Here is a 16,340-nt window from a genome sequence, read left to right as displayed (position 1 = left end):
CCCTACGCTGCCTCCATGAAGGACACCCCCCGATCCGCCCCTCCCGCAGCCGCGTTCCCCACCACGCCCACCCAGGCGGTCGTCCTGGCGGGCGGCCAGGGTTCGCGGCTGCGGCCGTACACGGACGACCGTCCGAAGCCGATGGTCGAGATCCCGGGGACGGGGATGCCGATCATCGGGCACCAGCTGGCCTGGCTGGCCTCCGAGGGGGTCACCGACGCGGTGGTCTCCTGCGGCCACCTCGCGGACGTGCTCCAGGAATGGCTGGCCGGGGCCCGGCTGCCGCTCCGCGTGACCACCGTGGTCGAGGAGGAGCCCCTGGGGCGCGGCGGCGGCCTCAAGTACGCCGCGCGGCACCTCCCGCACCCCGACCGCGCCTGGTACGCGACGAACGGCGACATCTGGACCCGCTTCTCGCTGCGCGAGATGGCCGCCTTCCACACCGAGCGCGGTGCGGTCGCCACGCTCGCCCTGGCGCGCCCGCGGATCCCGTGGGGGGTCGTGGAGACCAACGAGTTCGGGCAGGTGCTGGACTTCATCGAGGCCCCGCCGTCGCCGTATCCGGTCAATGCCGGCGTGTACGTCTTCGGGCCCGAATTCGCCGCGCTGCTCCCGGACTTGGGGGACCACGAGCGCACCACCTTCCCCCGGCTGGCGCGCGAGCGGCGGCTGGCGGGCTTCCCGCTGCCCCAGGGGGCCTACTGGCGGGCCATCGACACGGCGAAGGATCTGACCGAGGCCGCAAGGGAGTTGGCGGCCCAGACGGCCCCCTGAGCCCTGCAAACCCTGCGAGTCCTCAGCGCCCTCCCCCCTCCGCTCCTTCTCGTACGGTGCTTCGCGCGCCCGGCACGCGAGGAGGGGCCCGGCACGCCGTGCGCGCCGGGCCCCTCGGTTCCCTCGATGCCGTTCGGCCGGCTCAGCCGAGGAGCCCCCCGACCAGGCCGGGCTGCTTGCTCGGGGTGGTGCCGCCACCGCTGCCGGCTCCGGAGGAGGAGGTCGGCGGCTTCTGCGGGGTGGACTGCCGCGGCGTACTGCGCGGGGTCTGCTGGCTGCCGGTGGTGCCCTTGGTCGCGGTGGGCGACTCCGAGCCGGTGCCGGCGGTACCGCGGGTCGGGCCGCCGCTCGCGCCCTTGCCGGACTTGGCGGCCGGTTCGGTGGCGGTGGCGGAGGGCTGCGGCGCCTTGGACGGCTGCTGGCGCTGCTGCGAGGGCTGCTGCCCGGCGGGGGTCTGCGGGAGCGGCCGGCCCGGCAGGTAGTTGCTGGGGGCCTGTCCCGGTCCGGGGACGGTGACGACGGTGGAGGAGCGGACGGCCCCGCCGAGGAGGGAGCCGATGAGCAGGGTGAGCCCGCACACGACGGTCGCCATGACGGCCCCGCGGCGCAGGACGCGCCGCCGCAGCCGCCACAGCTCGGCGCGCGGCCCGAGGGTCCGCCAGGCCTCGCCGGCGAGGCGTCCGTCCAGCGAGTACACCGGGGCGCCCGCGATGATCAGCGGGCTCCAGGCGGCGAGGTAGATGATGTCGGGCGCGTCGTAGGCCGGGACGGTCCGCCAGCTCACCGTCATCAGCAGCGCGGCGGACAGCAGGGCCCCAAAGCAGGCGGCGAACCGCTGCCACAGCCCGAACACCGTCAGCACGCCCACGATGACCTGGAGGAAGGCCACGCTGAGGCCGGCCCCGACCGGGTGGGCGAGCGCGAAGTCGCGCAGCGGCTCGGCCAGCGCCCAGGGGTTGAGGGTGTGCAGCCAGGTGACCATGGAGCCGCGCTCGCCGCCGTCGAAGTAGACGGGGTCGCACAGCTTGCCCATGCCGGCGTAGATGGAGATGAAGCCGAGGAAGACGCGCAGCGGGAGCAGCACGACGCCGAGGTTCATCCGGCGGCCGGGGTAGTAGGAGGCCTGTGCGCGCGAGTCGGACCCGGCGCGGCGGGAGTCGGGTCCGCCGGGCCCGGCGCCGGGCGGCTGCTCGTACGGCAGGTCCCGTACGGCGGCCAGCGGGCGCGTCTCGTCCTGGTCCCCGTGGCCCGCGTAGCCCCCGTAGCTGCGCTGGCCGATGACGGTCGGCGTGGCGAGGGTGTCGTCGGCGAGGTCGTGGGCGAGGTCGATGCGCGGGATGACCTGGGTGGCGCCGCCGTCGTACTCCTCGTGCCCGCGCCCGGCCTCCCGTACGGCCTGGAGCAGTCCGCCCATGGCCGCGGCGTCGCCGGCGTCGGACTTGCCGCTCCAGACGACCGGGGCGCGGCGCCGGGTGGCGCCCGCGGCGGCGACCACGGCGCCGCCGAGGACGGGGGCTCTCCCGGGGGCGTTCGCGGGCTTGGAACGCGCGCTCGGGCTCGGTGCGAGCCGCACGCGGAAGCTGGCGTGGTTGACGATGACCTGTGCGGGATCGCACGGCACCTTGACCATGCTCAGCGCGGGCTGGTCGTCGAACCCTGACGTTCTGGTGTCCACACTCATCTAACCGAGTGATCAGTGTTTAGGACACTGCCTTGACATCAGGGATCTGTCCGAGACCCGTCAAGATCAAGCCACCCCGCCCATAACGGGCGGGGTGACACGCTCACGGGTCACTTTCCGTGAGCCAAGTGGATCAAGCCGATCCCGTGGAGCGGACCGGATCCGACCCGTGGATCAGATGCGGCCGCGCTCGGCGCGGCGGCGGGCCGCCTCGTAGAGCACGACGCCGGCGGCCACACCGGCGTTGAGGGACTCGGCGCCGCCCGGCATCGGGATGCGGACGAGGTAGTCGCAGTTCTCGCCGACGAGACGGCCGAGGCCCTTGCCCTCGGAGCCGACGACGATGACGACCGGGCCGCCGAGCGCCTCCAGGTCCTGCACCTCGTGCGTGCCCTCGGCGGCGAGGCCGACGATGGCGATGCCGGCCTTCTTGTAGTCCTGGAGGGCGCGGGTCAGGTTGGTGACGCGGGAGACCGGGGTGCGGGCGGCGGTGCCGGCCGAGGTCTTCCAGGCACCGGCGGTCATGCCGGCGGCGCGGCGCTCGGGGATGACCACGCCGTGGCCGCCGAAGGCGGAGACGGAGCGGACGATGGCACCGAGGTTGCGCGGGTCGGTGACGCCGTCGAGGGCCACGATCAGCGGGTCGTCGCCGTTGTCGTAGGCCTCGGCGGTGAGGTCCTCGGGGTGCGCGTACTCGTACGGCGGGACCTGGAGGACCAAGCCCTGGTGGTTGAGCCCGTTGGTCATGCGGTCGAGCTCGGGGCGCGGGGCTTCCATCAGGTTGATGTTGCCGCGGTCGGCGGCGAGCTTGAGGGCCTCGCGGACCCGCTCGTCGTTGTCGATGAACTGCTGGACGTAGAGCGTGGTGGCCGGAACTCCGTCACGCAGCGCCTCGAAGACCGGGTTGCGGCCGACGACCATCTCGCTGGTGCCCTTGGGGCCGCCGCGGCGGGGGGCCGGGCGGCGCTTGGCGGCCTGGCGCGCCATGGCGTTGCTGATGCGGTTCGCCTTGTGCTTCTTGCGGTCCTCGGCCTTGGGCGTGGGGCCCTTGCCCTCCAGGCCCTTGCGCCGCTGGCCACCGCTGCCGACCGTCGCGCCCTTCTTGTTGGACGTGCGGCGGTTCCTGCGCTGGCTGTTCCCGGCCATGACTTCTACCTGTTTTCGTTGATGCTGCGATATGTACGTATGAAGAGTGTGCGGCCCGGAGCGCCGGGGAGCACACCAAGCTCAGCTGCCCGGGCTCAGCGGGGGCCGAGCGTCCAGCGCGGTCCGGTCGGGCTGTCCTCGATGACCAGCCCGGACTGCTGGAGCTGGTCGCGGATGGCGTCGGCGGTCGCCCAGTCCTTGCGGGCCCGGGCGGACTCGCGCTGGTCCAGGACGAGGCGGACGAGGGTGTCCACGGCGCCGTGGAGGTCCTCGCCGCGGTCCGCTTCGCCGGCCCAGTGGGGGTCGAGCGGGTCCAGGCCGAGGACGGCGAGCATGGCCCGCACCTCGGAGAGGCGCGCGATGGCCGCGTCCTTGTCGTCGGCGGCGAGCGCGCTGTTGCCCTGGCGGACGGTGGTGTGGACGATGGCGAGCGCCTGCGGGACCCCGAGGTCGTCGTCCATGGCCTCGGCGAAGGCCGGCGGCACCTCGGCGGCGGGCTCGACCGGCCCGCCGGCCTTCTCGATGACGCGCTGGTAGAAGCCCTCGATACGGGCGAAGGCGGACTCCGCCTCGCGCAGGGCCTCCTCGCTGTACTCGATCATCGACCGGTAGTGCGGGGTGCCGAGGTAGTAGCGCAGGACGATCGGGCGCCACTGCTTGACCATCTCGGAGACGAGGACCGAGTTCCCGAGGGACTTCGACATCTTCTCGCCGGACATGGTGACCCAGGCGTTGTGGACCCAGTAGTTCGCGAACTCGTCGCCGAAGGCCTTGGCCTGGGCGATCTCGTTCTCGTGGTGCGGGAAGATCAGGTCGAGCCCGCCGCCGTGGATGTCGAAGGCCTCGCCGAGGTACTTGTGCGCCATCGCGGAGCACTCCAGGTGCCAGCCGGGACGGCCGCGGCCCCACGGGGTCTCCCAGGAGGGCTCGCCGGGCTTGACGGACTTCCACATGGCGAAGTCGCGGGCGTCGCGCTTGCCGGTCTCGCCGGTGGACTCCGGCTGGCGGATGTTGTCGAGCTCCTGGCGGGACAGCGCGAGGTAGCCGGGGTACGACTTCACGTCGAAGTAGACGTTGCCCTCGGACTCGTAGGCGTGGCCGCGCTCGATGAGCCCGCGCATCATCTCGACCATCTCGGTGACGTGGCCGGTGGCGCGGGGCTCGTAGGTGGGCGGGAGGCAGCCGAGCGCGCTGTAGCCGTCGTTGAAGGCGCGCTCGTTCTCGTAGCCGATGGACCACCAGGGGCGGCGCTGCTCGGCGGACTTCGCGATGATCTTGTCGTCGATGTCCGTGACGTTGCGGATGAAGGTGACCTCGTAGCCCCGGTACTCGAACCAGCGGCGCATCATGTCGAAGTTGAGGCCCGACCGGATGTGCCCGATGTGCGGGGCGGCCTGCACCGTGGCGCCACAGAGGTAGATCGAGACACAGCCCGCGGTGAGCGGGGTGAAGTCGCGGATCTGCCGGGCGCTGGTGTCGTACAGGCGAATAGTCACGGCATCCAGGGTAGTGCGCCCGTAGCAGTGCCCCGCGACCCTTTGGGGACCCGGGGCACTGTTTGTTGCGGAAGAAGTGTCTCCGTACGTCTCCCTACGCGGGATTCGTCCGGTAGACGAGGGCCGTGGCGATGGCGGCGAGCCCTTCGGCGCGGCCGGTGAGGCCCAGGCCGTCGGTGGTGGTGCCGGAGACGGAGACGGGGGCGCCCGCGGCGGCGGCGAGCGCCTTCTGCGCCTCTTCGCGCCGCTTGCCGATCTTCGGGCGTACGCCGATCACCTGGATGGCGATGTTGCCGATCTCGAAGCCCTCGGCGCGGACGATACGGGCGGCCTCCGCCAGGAGGGTGACACCGGCGGCGCCGGACCACTCGGGGCGGGAGGTGCCGAAGTGCGCGCCGAGGTCGCCGACGCCGGCGGCGGAGAAGAGCGCGTCACAGGCGGCGTGCGCGGCGACGTCCCCGTCCGAGTGACCGGCGAGGCCGTCCTCCCCCTCCCACAGCAGCCCGGCGCACCACAGCTCGCGGCCGGTCTCGAAGGCGTGCACATCGGTGCCGATGCCGACGAGCGGGATCACGGGTCGGCTAGTAGACATCGGTGGCCCTCCTGCGGGCAAGTACGGCCTCGGCGAGGACCAGGTCGAGGGGGCGGGTGACCTTGAAGGCCTCTTCGTGGCCGGGGACGACCACGACGGTGACGCCGAGCCGCTCCACCATGCCGGCGTCGTCGGTGGCGCCCTCGCCGGCCACGGCGATCTCCGCGTGGGCGCGCAGGAGGGTGTCGAGGTCGAAGCCCTGGGGGGTCTGGACGGCGCGCAGCCGGGCCCGCTCGGGGGTGGCGACGACCGGCTCGGGCTCGCCGGGCCTGCCGGGCTCGACCTCCTTGACGGTGTCGGCCAGCGGCAGGGCGGGCACCACGGCGGGCGCGCCGCGGCGGACGGCCTCGACGACGGAGTCCACGGTGTCCACGGGGACGAGGGGGCGGGCCGCGTCGTGGATGAGTACGGAGGTGACGTCCGCGGGGAGGGCCTGCAGCCCGGCGCGTACGGACTCCTGGCGGGTCTCCCCGCCGGGGACGACCAGGATCTCGGTGCGGTCGGGCAGCGCGTGCTCGTTCAGGAGCAGGCGCACCTCGGCGGCTCCGTCGGAGGGCGCGACGACCACCACGAGGGAGACCGCGCGGGAGCGGGCCATCGCGCGGACGGCGTGGATGAGCATGGGGGTGCCGCCGATGGCCCGCAGGGCCTTGGGGGCGCCGGGGCCGAGGCGTACCCCGCGGCCGGCGGCCGGGATCACCGCGGCGGTCCGGTGGGGGCGCGTTTCGTCAGACATCAGTAGCTCCGAGCCAGGTTTGTGACTTCGGCCGACATGGGTATGGCCTGAAGGGTGCCGGGTGCGACGCCCTCGCCCCTTCCGTGACGACCGGTCGAGCAGGCTGCCCGGACCCGGCACGCCAGTGGGATGCATGGAGGAAAACAGACATGCCGCAGCGCCCGGCAACAGGCCTCTCGTGGAGGAGAGACCTTGTCATCGGGCACCGCGGCACAACTGTGTACACACTGTTTTGCTGAACTTCGGTACGGTGCCTTTCCGGGGCTTCGCCCCGGACCCCGCGAACCGAACGGAGACTCGCGTCAGGACGCGAGCACCTCGTCGAGGAGGGCCTCGGCCTTGTCCTCGTTCGTGTTCTCGGCGAGCGCGAGCTCGCTCACCAGGATCTGACGCGCCTTCGCGAGCATGCGCTTCTCGCCCGCGGAAAGCCCGCGCTCACGCTCACGACGCCACAGGTCACGCACCACTTCGGCGACCTTGATGACATCGCCAGAAGCGAGCTTCTCCAGATTTGCCTTGTAGCGCCGGGACCAGTTCGTCGGCTCTTCGGCATACGGTGCACGAAGCACCTCGAAGACCCGGTCCAGCCCGTCCTGGCCGACTACGTCGCGAACACCGACGAACTCCGCATTGTCCGCAGGCACACGAACCGTCAGGTCGCCCTGAGCGACCTTGAGCACCAAGTAGGTCTTGTCCACGCCTTTGATCTGACGAGTCTCAATGGCCTCGATCAGCGCGGCCCCGTGATGGGGATAGACCACGGTGTCGCCAACCTTGAACGTCATGTGACAGGTACCCCTTCCGTGGCTATCCAGGGTAACACGAGAACTGACTGTTATGAATGGCGTTTTCGCAGGTCAGAGCACATCTCAGGGCTTGACAACAGCAACGGGAACGTGCTGCGAAGGCCTTGCGGAAGGGGGTATTCGCAGGTCGGGGGCGCTGTACGGACCAGGCGAAAGGGCCACGCTACACCTGCCCGGCACCCCCGACAGTGTGACGTACGTCCCGTTTTGCCGGGTTCGGCGCCGGGAAACCGAACTACTCCGTTCGACTGGCGGGCGTCCGTACGGATCAGGTTCCGGCCCAATCGGGAATTGATCACGGAGCGGCGTTCGGGGGAATCCGGAAATTGATCACCGGAGGCGCGGCGGACGGAATGCGAGCGCCGCATGATCGGCGCGGCGAACGGCGCGCGGAATGCAAGATCGCGGGATGGCCCCGAGGGCGGCCGCCGCGCTGCGGAGGGTCGGGTGCGGGGGCAGGGCGGCGGCTCGGTAACCTAAGCGCGCTGACACACCCTTAGAGCGGCTTTACCTCGGCCGTTCCGAGTGCCCCCCGCCCGTTCCGTACGTCCAAGGAGTTGCCGCCGCCGTGAGCCGCAGCCTTCGACGCGGCGCCCTCGCCGCCACTGCCGTCGTGTTCTCGATCGCCTCGCTGGCCGCATGCGGTGCGGGCAACGACGCGCAGACCCTCCAGATCAAGCCGGACAACGCCGCCGTCACCAAGGGCGAGATCAAGATCCAGAACGCGCTGGTGATCACCCAGGGCGGCAAGGAGAAGAAGGGCCCGGCCGCCGTCTCGGCGACCGTCTTCAACTCCGGCACCAAGGCGCAGACCCTCGACGGCATCACCCTCGGTGGCGGCAAGGCCAAGGTCACCCTGAAGGCGGCCGAGGGCGCGGGCAAGATCACCGTGCCGGCCGGCGGCTCCGTCGTGCTGGGCGGCAAGGGCAACGCCTCCGCCGTGGTCGAGGGCGGCGCCGAGGCCGCCAAGGACGGCGACGTGCAGGACGTCGTCTTCCAGCTGAGCAGCACGGGCGACGTCGCGCTGCAGGCCTTCGTGGTCCCGGCCACCGGCATGTACGCGGGCTACGGCCCGACCGCGGCCCCGGCCGCCGGCGCCACCGCCTCCGGCAGCCCCGCGGCGACCCCGTCGGGCAGCCCGTCCGGCTCCCCCTCCGGCACCCCGTCGGGCGCCGCCACCGGCGCGGCCTCGGGCACCCCGTCCGGAAGCCCGTCGGGCAGCGCCTCGCACGCCGCGGGCCACTGACGCACGTACGCAAACGGGAAGGGCCCCGGCCGCACCAGCGGCCGGGGCCCTTCCCGTTTCGACGAACCTGCGAAGCGATCGCGGTTTACGGCTCGGGCCCCTCCCGCGTGCGCCCCTCGCACGGCGAGGCCCCGGGGGGCCTCACCGGCTTCGGGACGCTGCGCCGGCCTCCGACCGGCCGTGGGACCGCAGGCGGGCCGCAGGCCTACGGCTCGAACTTGTAGCCGAGGCCCCGGACCGTGACCAGGTAGCGCGGCGCACCCGGGTCGGGCTCGATCTTGGCGCGCAGGCGCTTGACGTGGACGTCGAGGGTCTTGGTGTCGCCGACGTAGTCGGCGCCCCAGACCCGGTCGATGAGCTGCATACGGGTCAGCACGCGGCCCGCGTTGCGCAGCAGCATCTCCAGCAGGTCGAACTCCTTCAGCGGGAGGTCCACCTTCCCTCCGGCGACGGTGACCACGTGGCGGTCGACGTCCATCCGTACGGGGCCCGCCTCCAGGGCGGCCGGGGTGACCTCCTCCGGCTCGCCGCGGCGGCGCAGGACCGCGCGGATGCGGGCGACCAGCTCCCGCGAGGAGAAGGGCTTGGTGACGTAGTCATCGGCTCCTATCTCCAGCCCGACGACCTTGTCGATCTCGCTGTCCTTGGCGGTCACCATGATCACGGGGACGTTGGAGCGGCCGCGCAGCTGCCGGCAGACCTCCGTGCCGGGCAGGCCGGGGAGCATCAGGTCGAGGAGGACGAGGTCGGCGCCGTTGCGCTCGAACTCGTCCAGTCCGTCGGGCCCCGTCGCGGCGATGGCGACTTCGAAGCCCTCCTTGCGGAGCATGTAGGACAGGGCGTCGCTGAATGATTCCTCATCCTCGACGACGAGCACTCGGGTCACGGAAGGACCTCCGGGGCAGGAATGGCTGGTGCAGTTTCAGGTTGGGTTACGGCGGGTGCGGGGGCCGTCGCCGGAGCCGGCGCGGCTGCTTCGGGGAGGCGCAGGGTGAATGTGGAGCCCTGACCCTCGGAGCTCCATACCGATACCTCCCCGCCGTGCGAGGCCGCCACGTGCTTCACGATCGCAAGGCCCAGGCCGGTGCCTCCCGTGGCGCGGGAGCGGGCCGGGTCCACGCGGTAGAAGCGCTCGAAGATGCGCTCGCGGTCCTTTTCCGGGATGCCGATGCCCTGGTCGGTCACGGCGATCTCGATCAAGTCTCCCCCAGGTGCCGCCACCCTGCGCCCGGCTATGCCGACGCGGGTGCGGGCGGGGCTGTAGTTGACGGCGTTCTCGACCAGATTTCCGAGGGCTGCGGCGAGCTGCCCGCGATTGCCCCATACCCGCAGGTCGGCGGTGCCGCCCGCGGCCATGGTGATCTGCTTGGAGGACGCCGTGTGGCGGCAGCGGTCTATGGCCTCCGCGACCAGCGTGTCCACGCGGACGGGCTCGGCGTCCTCCAGCGGGTCGTCGTTCTGGACCCGGGAGAGGTCGATGAGCTCCTGCACGAGGTTGATGAGCCGGGTGGACTCGATCTGCATGCGGCCCGCGAAGCGGCTGACCGCCTCGGGGTCGTCCGAGGCGTCCATGACGGCCTCGGACAGCAGGGAGATCGCGCCGACCGGGGTCTTCAGCTCGTGGGACACGTTGGCCACGAAGTCGCGGCGTACGGCCTCGATGCGGCGGGCCTCGGTGAGGTCCTCGACCAGGAGGAGCACCAGGCGGGAGCCGAGCGGGGCCACGCGCGCCGAGACGGCGAGGGCCTCGCCGCGGCCCGTGCCGCGCCGGGGCAGGTCCAGCTCGACCTGGCGTATCTCCCCGTCGCGGCGGGTGTCGCGGGCCATGTGGAGCATGGGCTCCACGGCGAGCTTGCCGCCGCGGACGAGCCCGAGGGCGTAGGCGGCGGAGCTGGCCTTGACGACCGCGTCGCCTTCGTCCAGCACCACCGCGGAGGAGCGGAGCACGGAGAGGACGGTGTCCACGCCGGGCGGGAGCACCGCATTGATGTCGGGGCGCATGGAGCTCCGGGTGGGGCGGGCTTGGTCGCGCTCGCTCCAGCGGAACGCCAGCATGGCGATTACACCGGTGCAAAGACCGGCAATCGCTGCAGCTGCGGCGACCGCCGCGTTCACGTCCATGCATCCAGGTTAAGCAGGCCCGACGACACTTCCACAGCCGTTCGGGTGGCACCTCGAACAGTCGTCGCCCAGAGTTCACTCTGGCGACGGGGTTGATTCACTTGTGGTGTCGAAGTCGGACGCGTTTGCGGCTCACCGTGTCAACGTGGGGCCGATGGCCGCCCCGGCCCGCCCCCGGGCAGTACCGCAGTAGTAGGTCGAGAGAGGGACACGAGACATGCGCGACGCGTACCACGAGGAACTGGACTCGATCGGAGAAGGCCTGGTCGAGATGGCCCGGCTCGTCGGTTCCGCGATCGGGCGGGCCACCACGTCCATGCTCGACGCCGACCTGAAGCTCGCCGAGAGCGTCATCGCCGCCGACCAGAAGGTCGACGACCTCCAGCACGACCTGGAGGCCCGCGCCATCGCCCTGCTGGCCCGCCAGCAGCCGGTCGCCACCGACCTGCGCATCGTGGTCACCTCGCTGCGCATGAGCGCCGACCTGGAGCGCAGCGGCGACCTGGCCCAGCACGTGGCGAAGCTCGCCCGGCTGCGCTTCCCGGACACGGCGGTCCCGCGGGACCTGCACGCCACGATCCTGGAGATGGGGCAGCTGGCGCAGCGCCTGATGGCGAAGGCCGCCGAGGTCATCATCACCAAGGACGTCGACCTGGCGCTCCAGCTGGAGCAGGACGACGACGAGATGGACCAGCTGCACCGCACGCTGTTCCAGCACCTGATGGACGACCGCTGGAAGCACGGCATCGAGACGGCGGTCGACGTGACGCTGCTGGGCCGCTACTACGAGCGCTTCGCGGACCACGCGGTGTCGGTCGCCAAGCGCGTGGTCTACCTGGTGACGGGCGAGCACGCGGACGAGCTCCAGCAGCCGACCCAGGTCGAGGGCGTCTGACCCCTGCGGGTCCGAGCCCCAATGCGCCGTTGACGCGCCGGTGCCACTGGGCATGAATGAGGCGAAGGCAAGTACGACTCCCTGTACGCCGCCTGCGAGGAGGAACCATGCCCGATTCCCCCGTCCCCATCACCCCGGAGCAGGAGCAGCCGCCGAGGCCGGAGCCCCTCCGCCTCCCGCTGCTCGCAGCCTGCGGCTGCGGCTCGGGCTGCGGCTGCGGCTGCCAGTCCGGCGCCCCCTGCCAGTGCGGCGGCTGACCCCGCCCGCACCGGCTCGACGCACGCGCGCAAGGGCCCCGGCCCGGGACATCCCATCCCGGACCGGGGCCTTCGCGTTCCCGCGGTCTACTTCTTCTTCCAACTCTTGAGCAGATCGCGCTCTTCCGGTATGACGCACAGGGCGTCGCCGACGTAGCTGTCCCGCCAGACGTAACCCGGCTTGCACGTGAGCGGCCCCCAGGCACCGCCGCCGGGCTGGCGGTTGGGGCCCTGGCGACCCTCGGCTTCACGCTGATCGGGGTAGACGCACAGAGCATCCCCCTCGAAGGAGTCACGCCAGACGAAGCCCGGCTTGCACCGGTTGGTCCCGGGCGCGCGGTTGGGGTTCAGTTCTGCCTCCAGATCACGCTCCGCCACCGAAACGCACGCGTCGTCGCCCTCGAAACTGTCACGCCAGACGTAGCCCGGCTTGCACGTGTTGCTCCCGGGCTCGTGGTTGGAATCGTCGGCGCGGACGCTCGCGACCGGGGACCGGGGCGGGGGCCCGGTCGCCGCGGAGGCCGGGAGCGCGACGGCTCCGGAGACGAACGCGGCCGAGGTGAGGGCCATCCCGAGGCGCAGGATCCGCCGCTTGGACCGGGCGTGAACGTCGTAGGACATGAGTGCTCTCCTTCTGGGTGTGCGGCCGACGGAAGGGGCCGCCGATTTCCTGTCACCAGTAGGCGTGACGGCGGCATCCCCGTCATGCCACCGGAAGACGTGACTTGACGCAGCACGACAAAGCCCCCTACCGGCAGGGGAACCGCAGGTAGGGGGCCACTTCGGGCAAGGATCACAGCCCCGGTATGCCCTTGAGGTGAGGGCCGTTGTCGATCAGACGGCCCTGGCTGTTGCCGTTGCTCTTGCCCTGGCTCTGGCTCTTGTACTTGGCCGCAGCGCGCTCTTCCGGCGTGACGCACAGGCCGTCGCCGTCGAAGCTGTCGCGCCAGACATAGCCCGGCATGCACGTGAGCGGCCCATAGGCGCCGCCGCCGGGCTGGCGGTTGGGGTTCTGGGCCTTGACCCTGTCGTGCTCTCCCGGCGTGACGCACAGGCTGTCCCCCTCGTAGCTGTCACGCCAGACGTAGCCCGGCTTGCACGTCAGCAGCCCGTAGACCCCGCCGCCGCGCTGGCGATGGGGGTCCTTGGAGCCGAAGCCCGTGACCGCGGAATGGTGGGGACTCGCGGTCGCCGCGGACGCCGGCAACGCGATGGCCCCGGAGATGAAGGCCGCCGAGGTGAGGGCCATCCCGACGCGCAGGACGCGCCGCTTGGACCGGGAGGGGGCCGGGGTGTGAAGGTCGTGGGTCATGACTGCTCCTTGAAGGTGTGCGGCCCGACGGCGGACACCGCCGGACCTGTGCCTGTCTGACACCTCCAGTACGGAGGAGGGCGACGCCCCCGTCATGCCACTGAAAGACGTGGCTTGACAGGGGCGTCGCCGTCGAGGCCGTCCCGCCGGGCTCAGCCCGGCTTGCACTGGTTGCGGCCCGGCCGGCGGTCGGGGTTCACGGTGTCTTCCAGGACTGCCGCTCCTCCGGCGTGACGCAGTAGCCGTCGCCATCCCACATGTCACGCCAGACGTAGCCCGGCTTGCAGTGGTTGCTGCCCGGCAGGCGATGCGGGTTCACGGCTTGCGCCTCATCGCGTTCCGCCGTCGTGACACACACGCCGTCGCCCTCGAAACCGTCACGCCAGACGTAGCCCGGCTTGCAGTGGTTGCTGCCCGGCTGGCGATTCGGGTTCTCGGCATGCGCCTTGTCGCGCTCCGCCGGCGTGACGCACAGGCCGTCGCCCTCGTAGCTGTCGCGCCAGACGTAGCCCGACTTGCACAGGTTGCTCCCGGGCTGGCGGTTGGGGTCGTCGGCGCTGCTGCTCGTGACCCGGGAATGGTGGGGAGTCGTGGCCGCCGCGGACGCCGGCAACGCGATGGCCCCGGAGATGAAGGCGGCCGAGGTGAGGGCCATCCCTACGCGCAGGGCGCGCCGCTTGGACCGGGAGGGGGCCGGGGTGTGAAGGTCGTGGGTCATGACTGCTCCTTGAAGGTGTGCGGCCCGACGGCGGACACCGCCGGACCTGTGTCTGTCTGGCCCTCAAGTACGCGGGAAGACGACCTCCCCGTCAGGCCACGGAAACACGTGACTTGACGGGGCCCCCGACAGGAAAAAGCCCCCTACCCGGCGGGGAAACCGCAGGTAGGGGGCTGCTTCGTACAGGGGTGTTACTTCTTCTTGCCCTGGTTCTTGACGGCCTCGATGGCGGCCGCGGCGGCGTCCGGGTCGAGGTAGGTGCCGCCCGGGTTGAGCGGCTTGAAGTCGGCGTCCAGCTCGTAGGAGAGCGGGATGCCGGTCGGGATGTTCAGGCCCGCGATGTCGGCGTCGGAGATGCCGTCCAGGTGCTTGACCAGGGCGCGGAGGCTGTTGCCGTGCGCGGCGACCAGGACGGTGTGGCCGTCGAGGAGGTCCGGGACGATCGAGTCGTACCAGTACGGGAGCATGCGGACGACGACGTCCTTGAGGCACTCCGTGCGCGGGCGCAGCTCCGGCGGGATCGACGCGTAGCGCGGGTCCTCGGACTGCGAGAACTCCGTACCGTCCTCGAGGGCCGGCGGCGGGGTGTCGTACGAGCGGCGCCACAGCATGAACTGCTCCTCGCCGAACTCGGCGAGGGTCTGGGCCTTGTCCTTGCCCTGGAGGGCGCCGTAGTGGCGCTCGTTCAGGCGCCAGGAGCGGTGGACCGGGATCCAGTGGCGGTCGGCGGCCTCGAGCGCCATCTGCGCGGTGCGGATCGCGCGCTTCTGGAGCGAGGTGTGCACGACGTCGGGGAGCAGGCCGGCGTCCTTGAGCAGCTCACCGCCGCGGACCGCCTCCTTCTCGCCCTTCTCGTTGAGGTTGACGTCCACCCAGCCGGTGAACAGGTTCTTCGCGTTCCACTCGCTCTCGCCGTGACGGAGGAGGATCAGCTTGTACGGTGCGTCGGCCATGCGTACGAGCCTAATGGACGCTCCGGACCGCTCGCGCGCGGTGTACACCCCGGCCGATTGACGGCGCACGTCAATTCAGTGGCGCTGGAAGGCCGTCGCTCGTAATGTGCGGGAAGCCAGAGAGACACTTACGCTCCCGGGGGGATTCCTTATGTCCGTTGCCAGTCTGAGACGGGCCGCCCGGGAGAGCGTGTCGGGGCTGCCGCGCGAGTTCTGGTGGCTGTGGACGAGCACGCTCGTCAACCGGCTCGGGGCCTTCGTCGCCACATTCATGACCTTGTACCTGACGGTGGACCGGGGCTACTCGGCCTCCTTCGCGGGACTTGTGGTCGCCCTCCACGGGCTCGGCGGAGTGATCTCCTCGCTGATCGCCGGGGTGATGACCGACCGGCTCGGGCGCCGGCCCACGCTGATGGCCGCGCAGGCCTCGACCGCCTTCTCCGTCGCGCTGCTGGGCTTCATGGAGCACCCGGCGGCGATCGCGGCGGTCGCGCTGCTGGTCGGCATGACCTCCAACGCCTCGCGGCCCGCGGTGCAGGCGATGATGGCGGACATCGTCCGCCCCGAGGACCGGGTCCGGGCCTTCGCGCTCAACTACTGGGCGATCAACCTCGGCTTCGCCATCTCGGCGACGGTCGCCGGGTTCGTGGCCGAGTACAGCTACCTGGCCGGCTTCCTGGGCGAGGCCGCGCTGACGCTGGTCTGCGCGGTGCTCGTGTACATGAAGCTGCCCGAGTCCCGGCCCGAGAAGGGCGACGCGGCGCAGCGGGCCGCCGAGGCGGAGGTCAGCCTGGGCACGGTGCTGCGCGACGGGCGGTACATGGGTGTGGTCGGGCTGTCGTTCCTGATCTCGCTGATCTTCATGCAGGGGTCGTTCGGGCTCCCGCTGGCGATGGGCACGGCGGGCTTCTCCACCGGCGACTACGGCCTGGTCATCGCGGTGAACGGGGTCCTGATCGTGCTGCTCCAGATCCCGGTCACCCGGTTCATCGAGCACCGCGACCCGCAGAAGCTGCTGGTGATCTCGGCGCTGCTGGCCGGGTACGGGTTCGGGCTCACGGCCTTCGGCGGCTCGATCGGGGTGCTCGCCCTGACCGTCTGCGTCTGGACCCTGGCCGAGATCATCAACTCGCCGACCCAGATGGGCCTGGTCGCCCGCCTCTCCCCGCTGCACGGGCGCGGCCGCTACCAGGGCATGTACACGATGTCGTGGGCGGTGGCCTCCTTGGTGGCCCCGCTGCTGGCGGGCGCGGTGATCGACCGGTTCGGCGCGGGCTGGCTGTGGGGCACGACTGCCCTCCTGGGCACGGTCGCGGGGGTCGGCTACTGGCTCCTGATGCGGAACCTCCCGGAGGGCGAGCCCGAGGTCCCGGGCCCGGACCGGGCCCCGAAGGCCGCCCCGGCCGCGGACCGGGCCCCGGAGACCGCCCCGGCCGCCACCCCGGCGCCCACCCCCCTCCCGGCCGCTGCCGAGGCCTAGCCCTTCACTCCCGGTGGGGGCGCGGCAACTTCAGCCTCGCCGGCGTTTGAGGCGCGGGGTCTGGGGGGGGGGCCCAGCGGCGGGGCGGCCCCCCGCGGGGCGGGGGCCCCGGGGGCGCCGGGGGGGC

The 16,340-nt window shown here is 71.6% G+C and carries 17 protein-coding genes; 5 read left to right on the top strand and 12 right to left on the bottom strand.

The window, feature by feature from the left end:
• The first annotated feature begins 15 nt into the window (after nucleotides 1–15).
• On the top strand, nucleotides 16–774 hold the full coding sequence (locus tag ACFWBN_RS26125) for an NDP-sugar synthase (protein ID WP_385179558.1): 759 nt from the start codon (nucleotides 16–18) through the stop codon (nucleotides 772–774).
• Between the two features lie 142 nt (nucleotides 775–916).
• On the opposite strand, the gene ACFWBN_RS26120 is transcribed toward ACFWBN_RS26125, so the two are convergent.
• The 6 genes from ACFWBN_RS26120 to ACFWBN_RS26095 form a co-directional block, all read right to left on the bottom strand.
• Complete coding sequence (locus ACFWBN_RS26120; RefSeq protein ID WP_385179556.1) at nucleotides 917–2,455, bottom strand: DoxX family membrane protein; 1,539 nt, start codon at nucleotides 2,453–2,455, stop codon at nucleotides 917–919.
• Nucleotides 2,456–2,629: 174 nt separating this feature from the next.
• The gene (rlmB, locus tag ACFWBN_RS26115; protein ID WP_385179554.1) at nucleotides 2,630–3,601 is read right to left on the bottom strand and encodes a 23S rRNA (guanosine(2251)-2'-O)-methyltransferase RlmB; all 972 of its coding nucleotides are present in this window, start codon (nucleotides 3,599–3,601) and stop codon (nucleotides 2,630–2,632) included.
• Nucleotides 3,602–3,696: 95 nt separating this feature from the next.
• Nucleotides 3,697–5,097, bottom strand: coding sequence for a cysteine--tRNA ligase (gene cysS, locus ACFWBN_RS26110; protein ID WP_385179552.1), 1,401 nt, complete (start codon nucleotides 5,095–5,097; stop codon nucleotides 3,697–3,699).
• A 94-nt stretch (nucleotides 5,098–5,191) separates the two neighbouring features.
• The gene (gene ispF / locus ACFWBN_RS26105; protein ID WP_385179550.1) at nucleotides 5,192–5,689 is read right to left on the bottom strand and encodes a 2-C-methyl-D-erythritol 2,4-cyclodiphosphate synthase; all 498 of its coding nucleotides are present in this window, start codon (nucleotides 5,687–5,689) and stop codon (nucleotides 5,192–5,194) included.
• Nucleotides 5,679–6,425 carry a 2-C-methyl-D-erythritol 4-phosphate cytidylyltransferase gene (ispD, locus tag ACFWBN_RS26100; RefSeq protein ID WP_385179548.1) on the bottom strand — a complete coding sequence of 249 codons (747 nt, stop codon included), beginning with the start codon at nucleotides 6,423–6,425 and terminating at the stop codon, nucleotides 5,679–5,681. The genes ispF and ispD overlap by 11 nt, the downstream gene beginning before the upstream one ends.
• 302 nt (nucleotides 6,426–6,727) lie before the next feature.
• Complete coding sequence (locus ACFWBN_RS26095) at nucleotides 6,728–7,210, bottom strand: CarD family transcriptional regulator (RefSeq protein WP_003953493.1); 483 nt, start codon at nucleotides 7,208–7,210, stop codon at nucleotides 6,728–6,730.
• Between the two features lie 589 nt (nucleotides 7,211–7,799).
• Here ACFWBN_RS26095 and ACFWBN_RS26090 point away from each other — a divergent pair.
• On the top strand, nucleotides 7,800–8,477 hold the full coding sequence (locus ACFWBN_RS26090) for a DUF461 domain-containing protein (RefSeq protein ID WP_385179546.1): 678 nt from the start codon (nucleotides 7,800–7,802) through the stop codon (nucleotides 8,475–8,477).
• 205 nt (nucleotides 8,478–8,682) lie between these two features.
• Here the strand turns inward: ACFWBN_RS26090 and ACFWBN_RS26085 are convergent, their stop codons facing one another.
• Together ACFWBN_RS26085 and ACFWBN_RS26080 are read right to left on the bottom strand one after the other, a co-directional pair.
• Complete coding sequence (locus ACFWBN_RS26085; RefSeq protein WP_030387286.1) at nucleotides 8,683–9,363, bottom strand: response regulator transcription factor; 681 nt, start codon at nucleotides 9,361–9,363, stop codon at nucleotides 8,683–8,685.
• The gene (locus tag ACFWBN_RS26080; RefSeq protein ID WP_385179544.1) at nucleotides 9,360–10,598 is read right to left on the bottom strand and encodes a sensor histidine kinase; all 1,239 of its coding nucleotides are present in this window, start codon (nucleotides 10,596–10,598) and stop codon (nucleotides 9,360–9,362) included. The genes ACFWBN_RS26085 and ACFWBN_RS26080 overlap by 4 nt, the downstream gene beginning before the upstream one ends.
• A 217-nt stretch (nucleotides 10,599–10,815) precedes the next feature.
• On the opposite strand from ACFWBN_RS26080, the gene phoU reads away from it, so the two are divergent.
• The gene (gene phoU, locus ACFWBN_RS26075) at nucleotides 10,816–11,493 is read left to right on the top strand and encodes a phosphate signaling complex protein PhoU (protein WP_385179542.1); all 678 of its coding nucleotides are present in this window, start codon (nucleotides 10,816–10,818) and stop codon (nucleotides 11,491–11,493) included.
• A gap of 107 nt (nucleotides 11,494–11,600) precedes the next feature.
• On the top strand, nucleotides 11,601–11,750 hold the full coding sequence (locus ACFWBN_RS26070) for a hypothetical protein (RefSeq protein WP_167344738.1): 150 nt from the start codon (nucleotides 11,601–11,603) through the stop codon (nucleotides 11,748–11,750).
• Between the two features lie 87 nt (nucleotides 11,751–11,837).
• Here the strand turns inward: ACFWBN_RS26070 and ACFWBN_RS26065 are convergent, their stop codons facing one another.
• The 4 genes from ACFWBN_RS26065 to ACFWBN_RS26050 all read right to left on the bottom strand — a co-directional run bounded on the left by ACFWBN_RS26065 (nucleotide 11,838) and on the right by ACFWBN_RS26050 (nucleotide 14,733).
• Nucleotides 11,838–12,371 carry a hypothetical protein gene (locus ACFWBN_RS26065; protein WP_385179540.1) on the bottom strand — a complete coding sequence of 178 codons (534 nt, stop codon included), beginning with the start codon at nucleotides 12,369–12,371 and terminating at the stop codon, nucleotides 11,838–11,840.
• Nucleotides 12,372–12,543: 172 nt separating this feature from the next.
• On the bottom strand, nucleotides 12,544–13,062 hold the full coding sequence (locus ACFWBN_RS26060; protein WP_385179538.1) for a hypothetical protein: 519 nt from the start codon (nucleotides 13,060–13,062) through the stop codon (nucleotides 12,544–12,546).
• 196 nt (nucleotides 13,063–13,258) lie between these two features.
• Nucleotides 13,259–13,780: a hypothetical protein gene (locus tag ACFWBN_RS26055; RefSeq protein ID WP_385179536.1), complete on the bottom strand. Its 522-nt coding sequence runs from the start codon at nucleotides 13,778–13,780 to the stop codon at nucleotides 13,259–13,261.
• 191 nt (nucleotides 13,781–13,971) lie between these two features.
• The gene (locus ACFWBN_RS26050; protein ID WP_356508365.1) at nucleotides 13,972–14,733 is read right to left on the bottom strand and encodes a phosphoglyceromutase; all 762 of its coding nucleotides are present in this window, start codon (nucleotides 14,731–14,733) and stop codon (nucleotides 13,972–13,974) included.
• A 151-nt stretch (nucleotides 14,734–14,884) separates the two neighbouring features.
• Between ACFWBN_RS26050 and ACFWBN_RS26045 the strand changes: the two genes are divergently transcribed.
• A complete protein-coding gene (locus ACFWBN_RS26045) occupies nucleotides 14,885–16,213 on the top strand; it encodes an MDR family MFS transporter (protein WP_385179534.1) in 1,329 nt (442 codons plus the stop codon).
• The last annotated feature ends 127 nt before the right edge of the window (nucleotides 16,214–16,340 follow it).

Source organism: Streptomyces sp. NPDC059989, from assembly GCF_042736975.1.
GTDB lineage: Bacteria > Actinomycetota > Actinomycetes > Streptomycetales > Streptomycetaceae > Streptomyces.
This window is presented reverse-complemented; position numbering and strand designations above follow the sequence as displayed.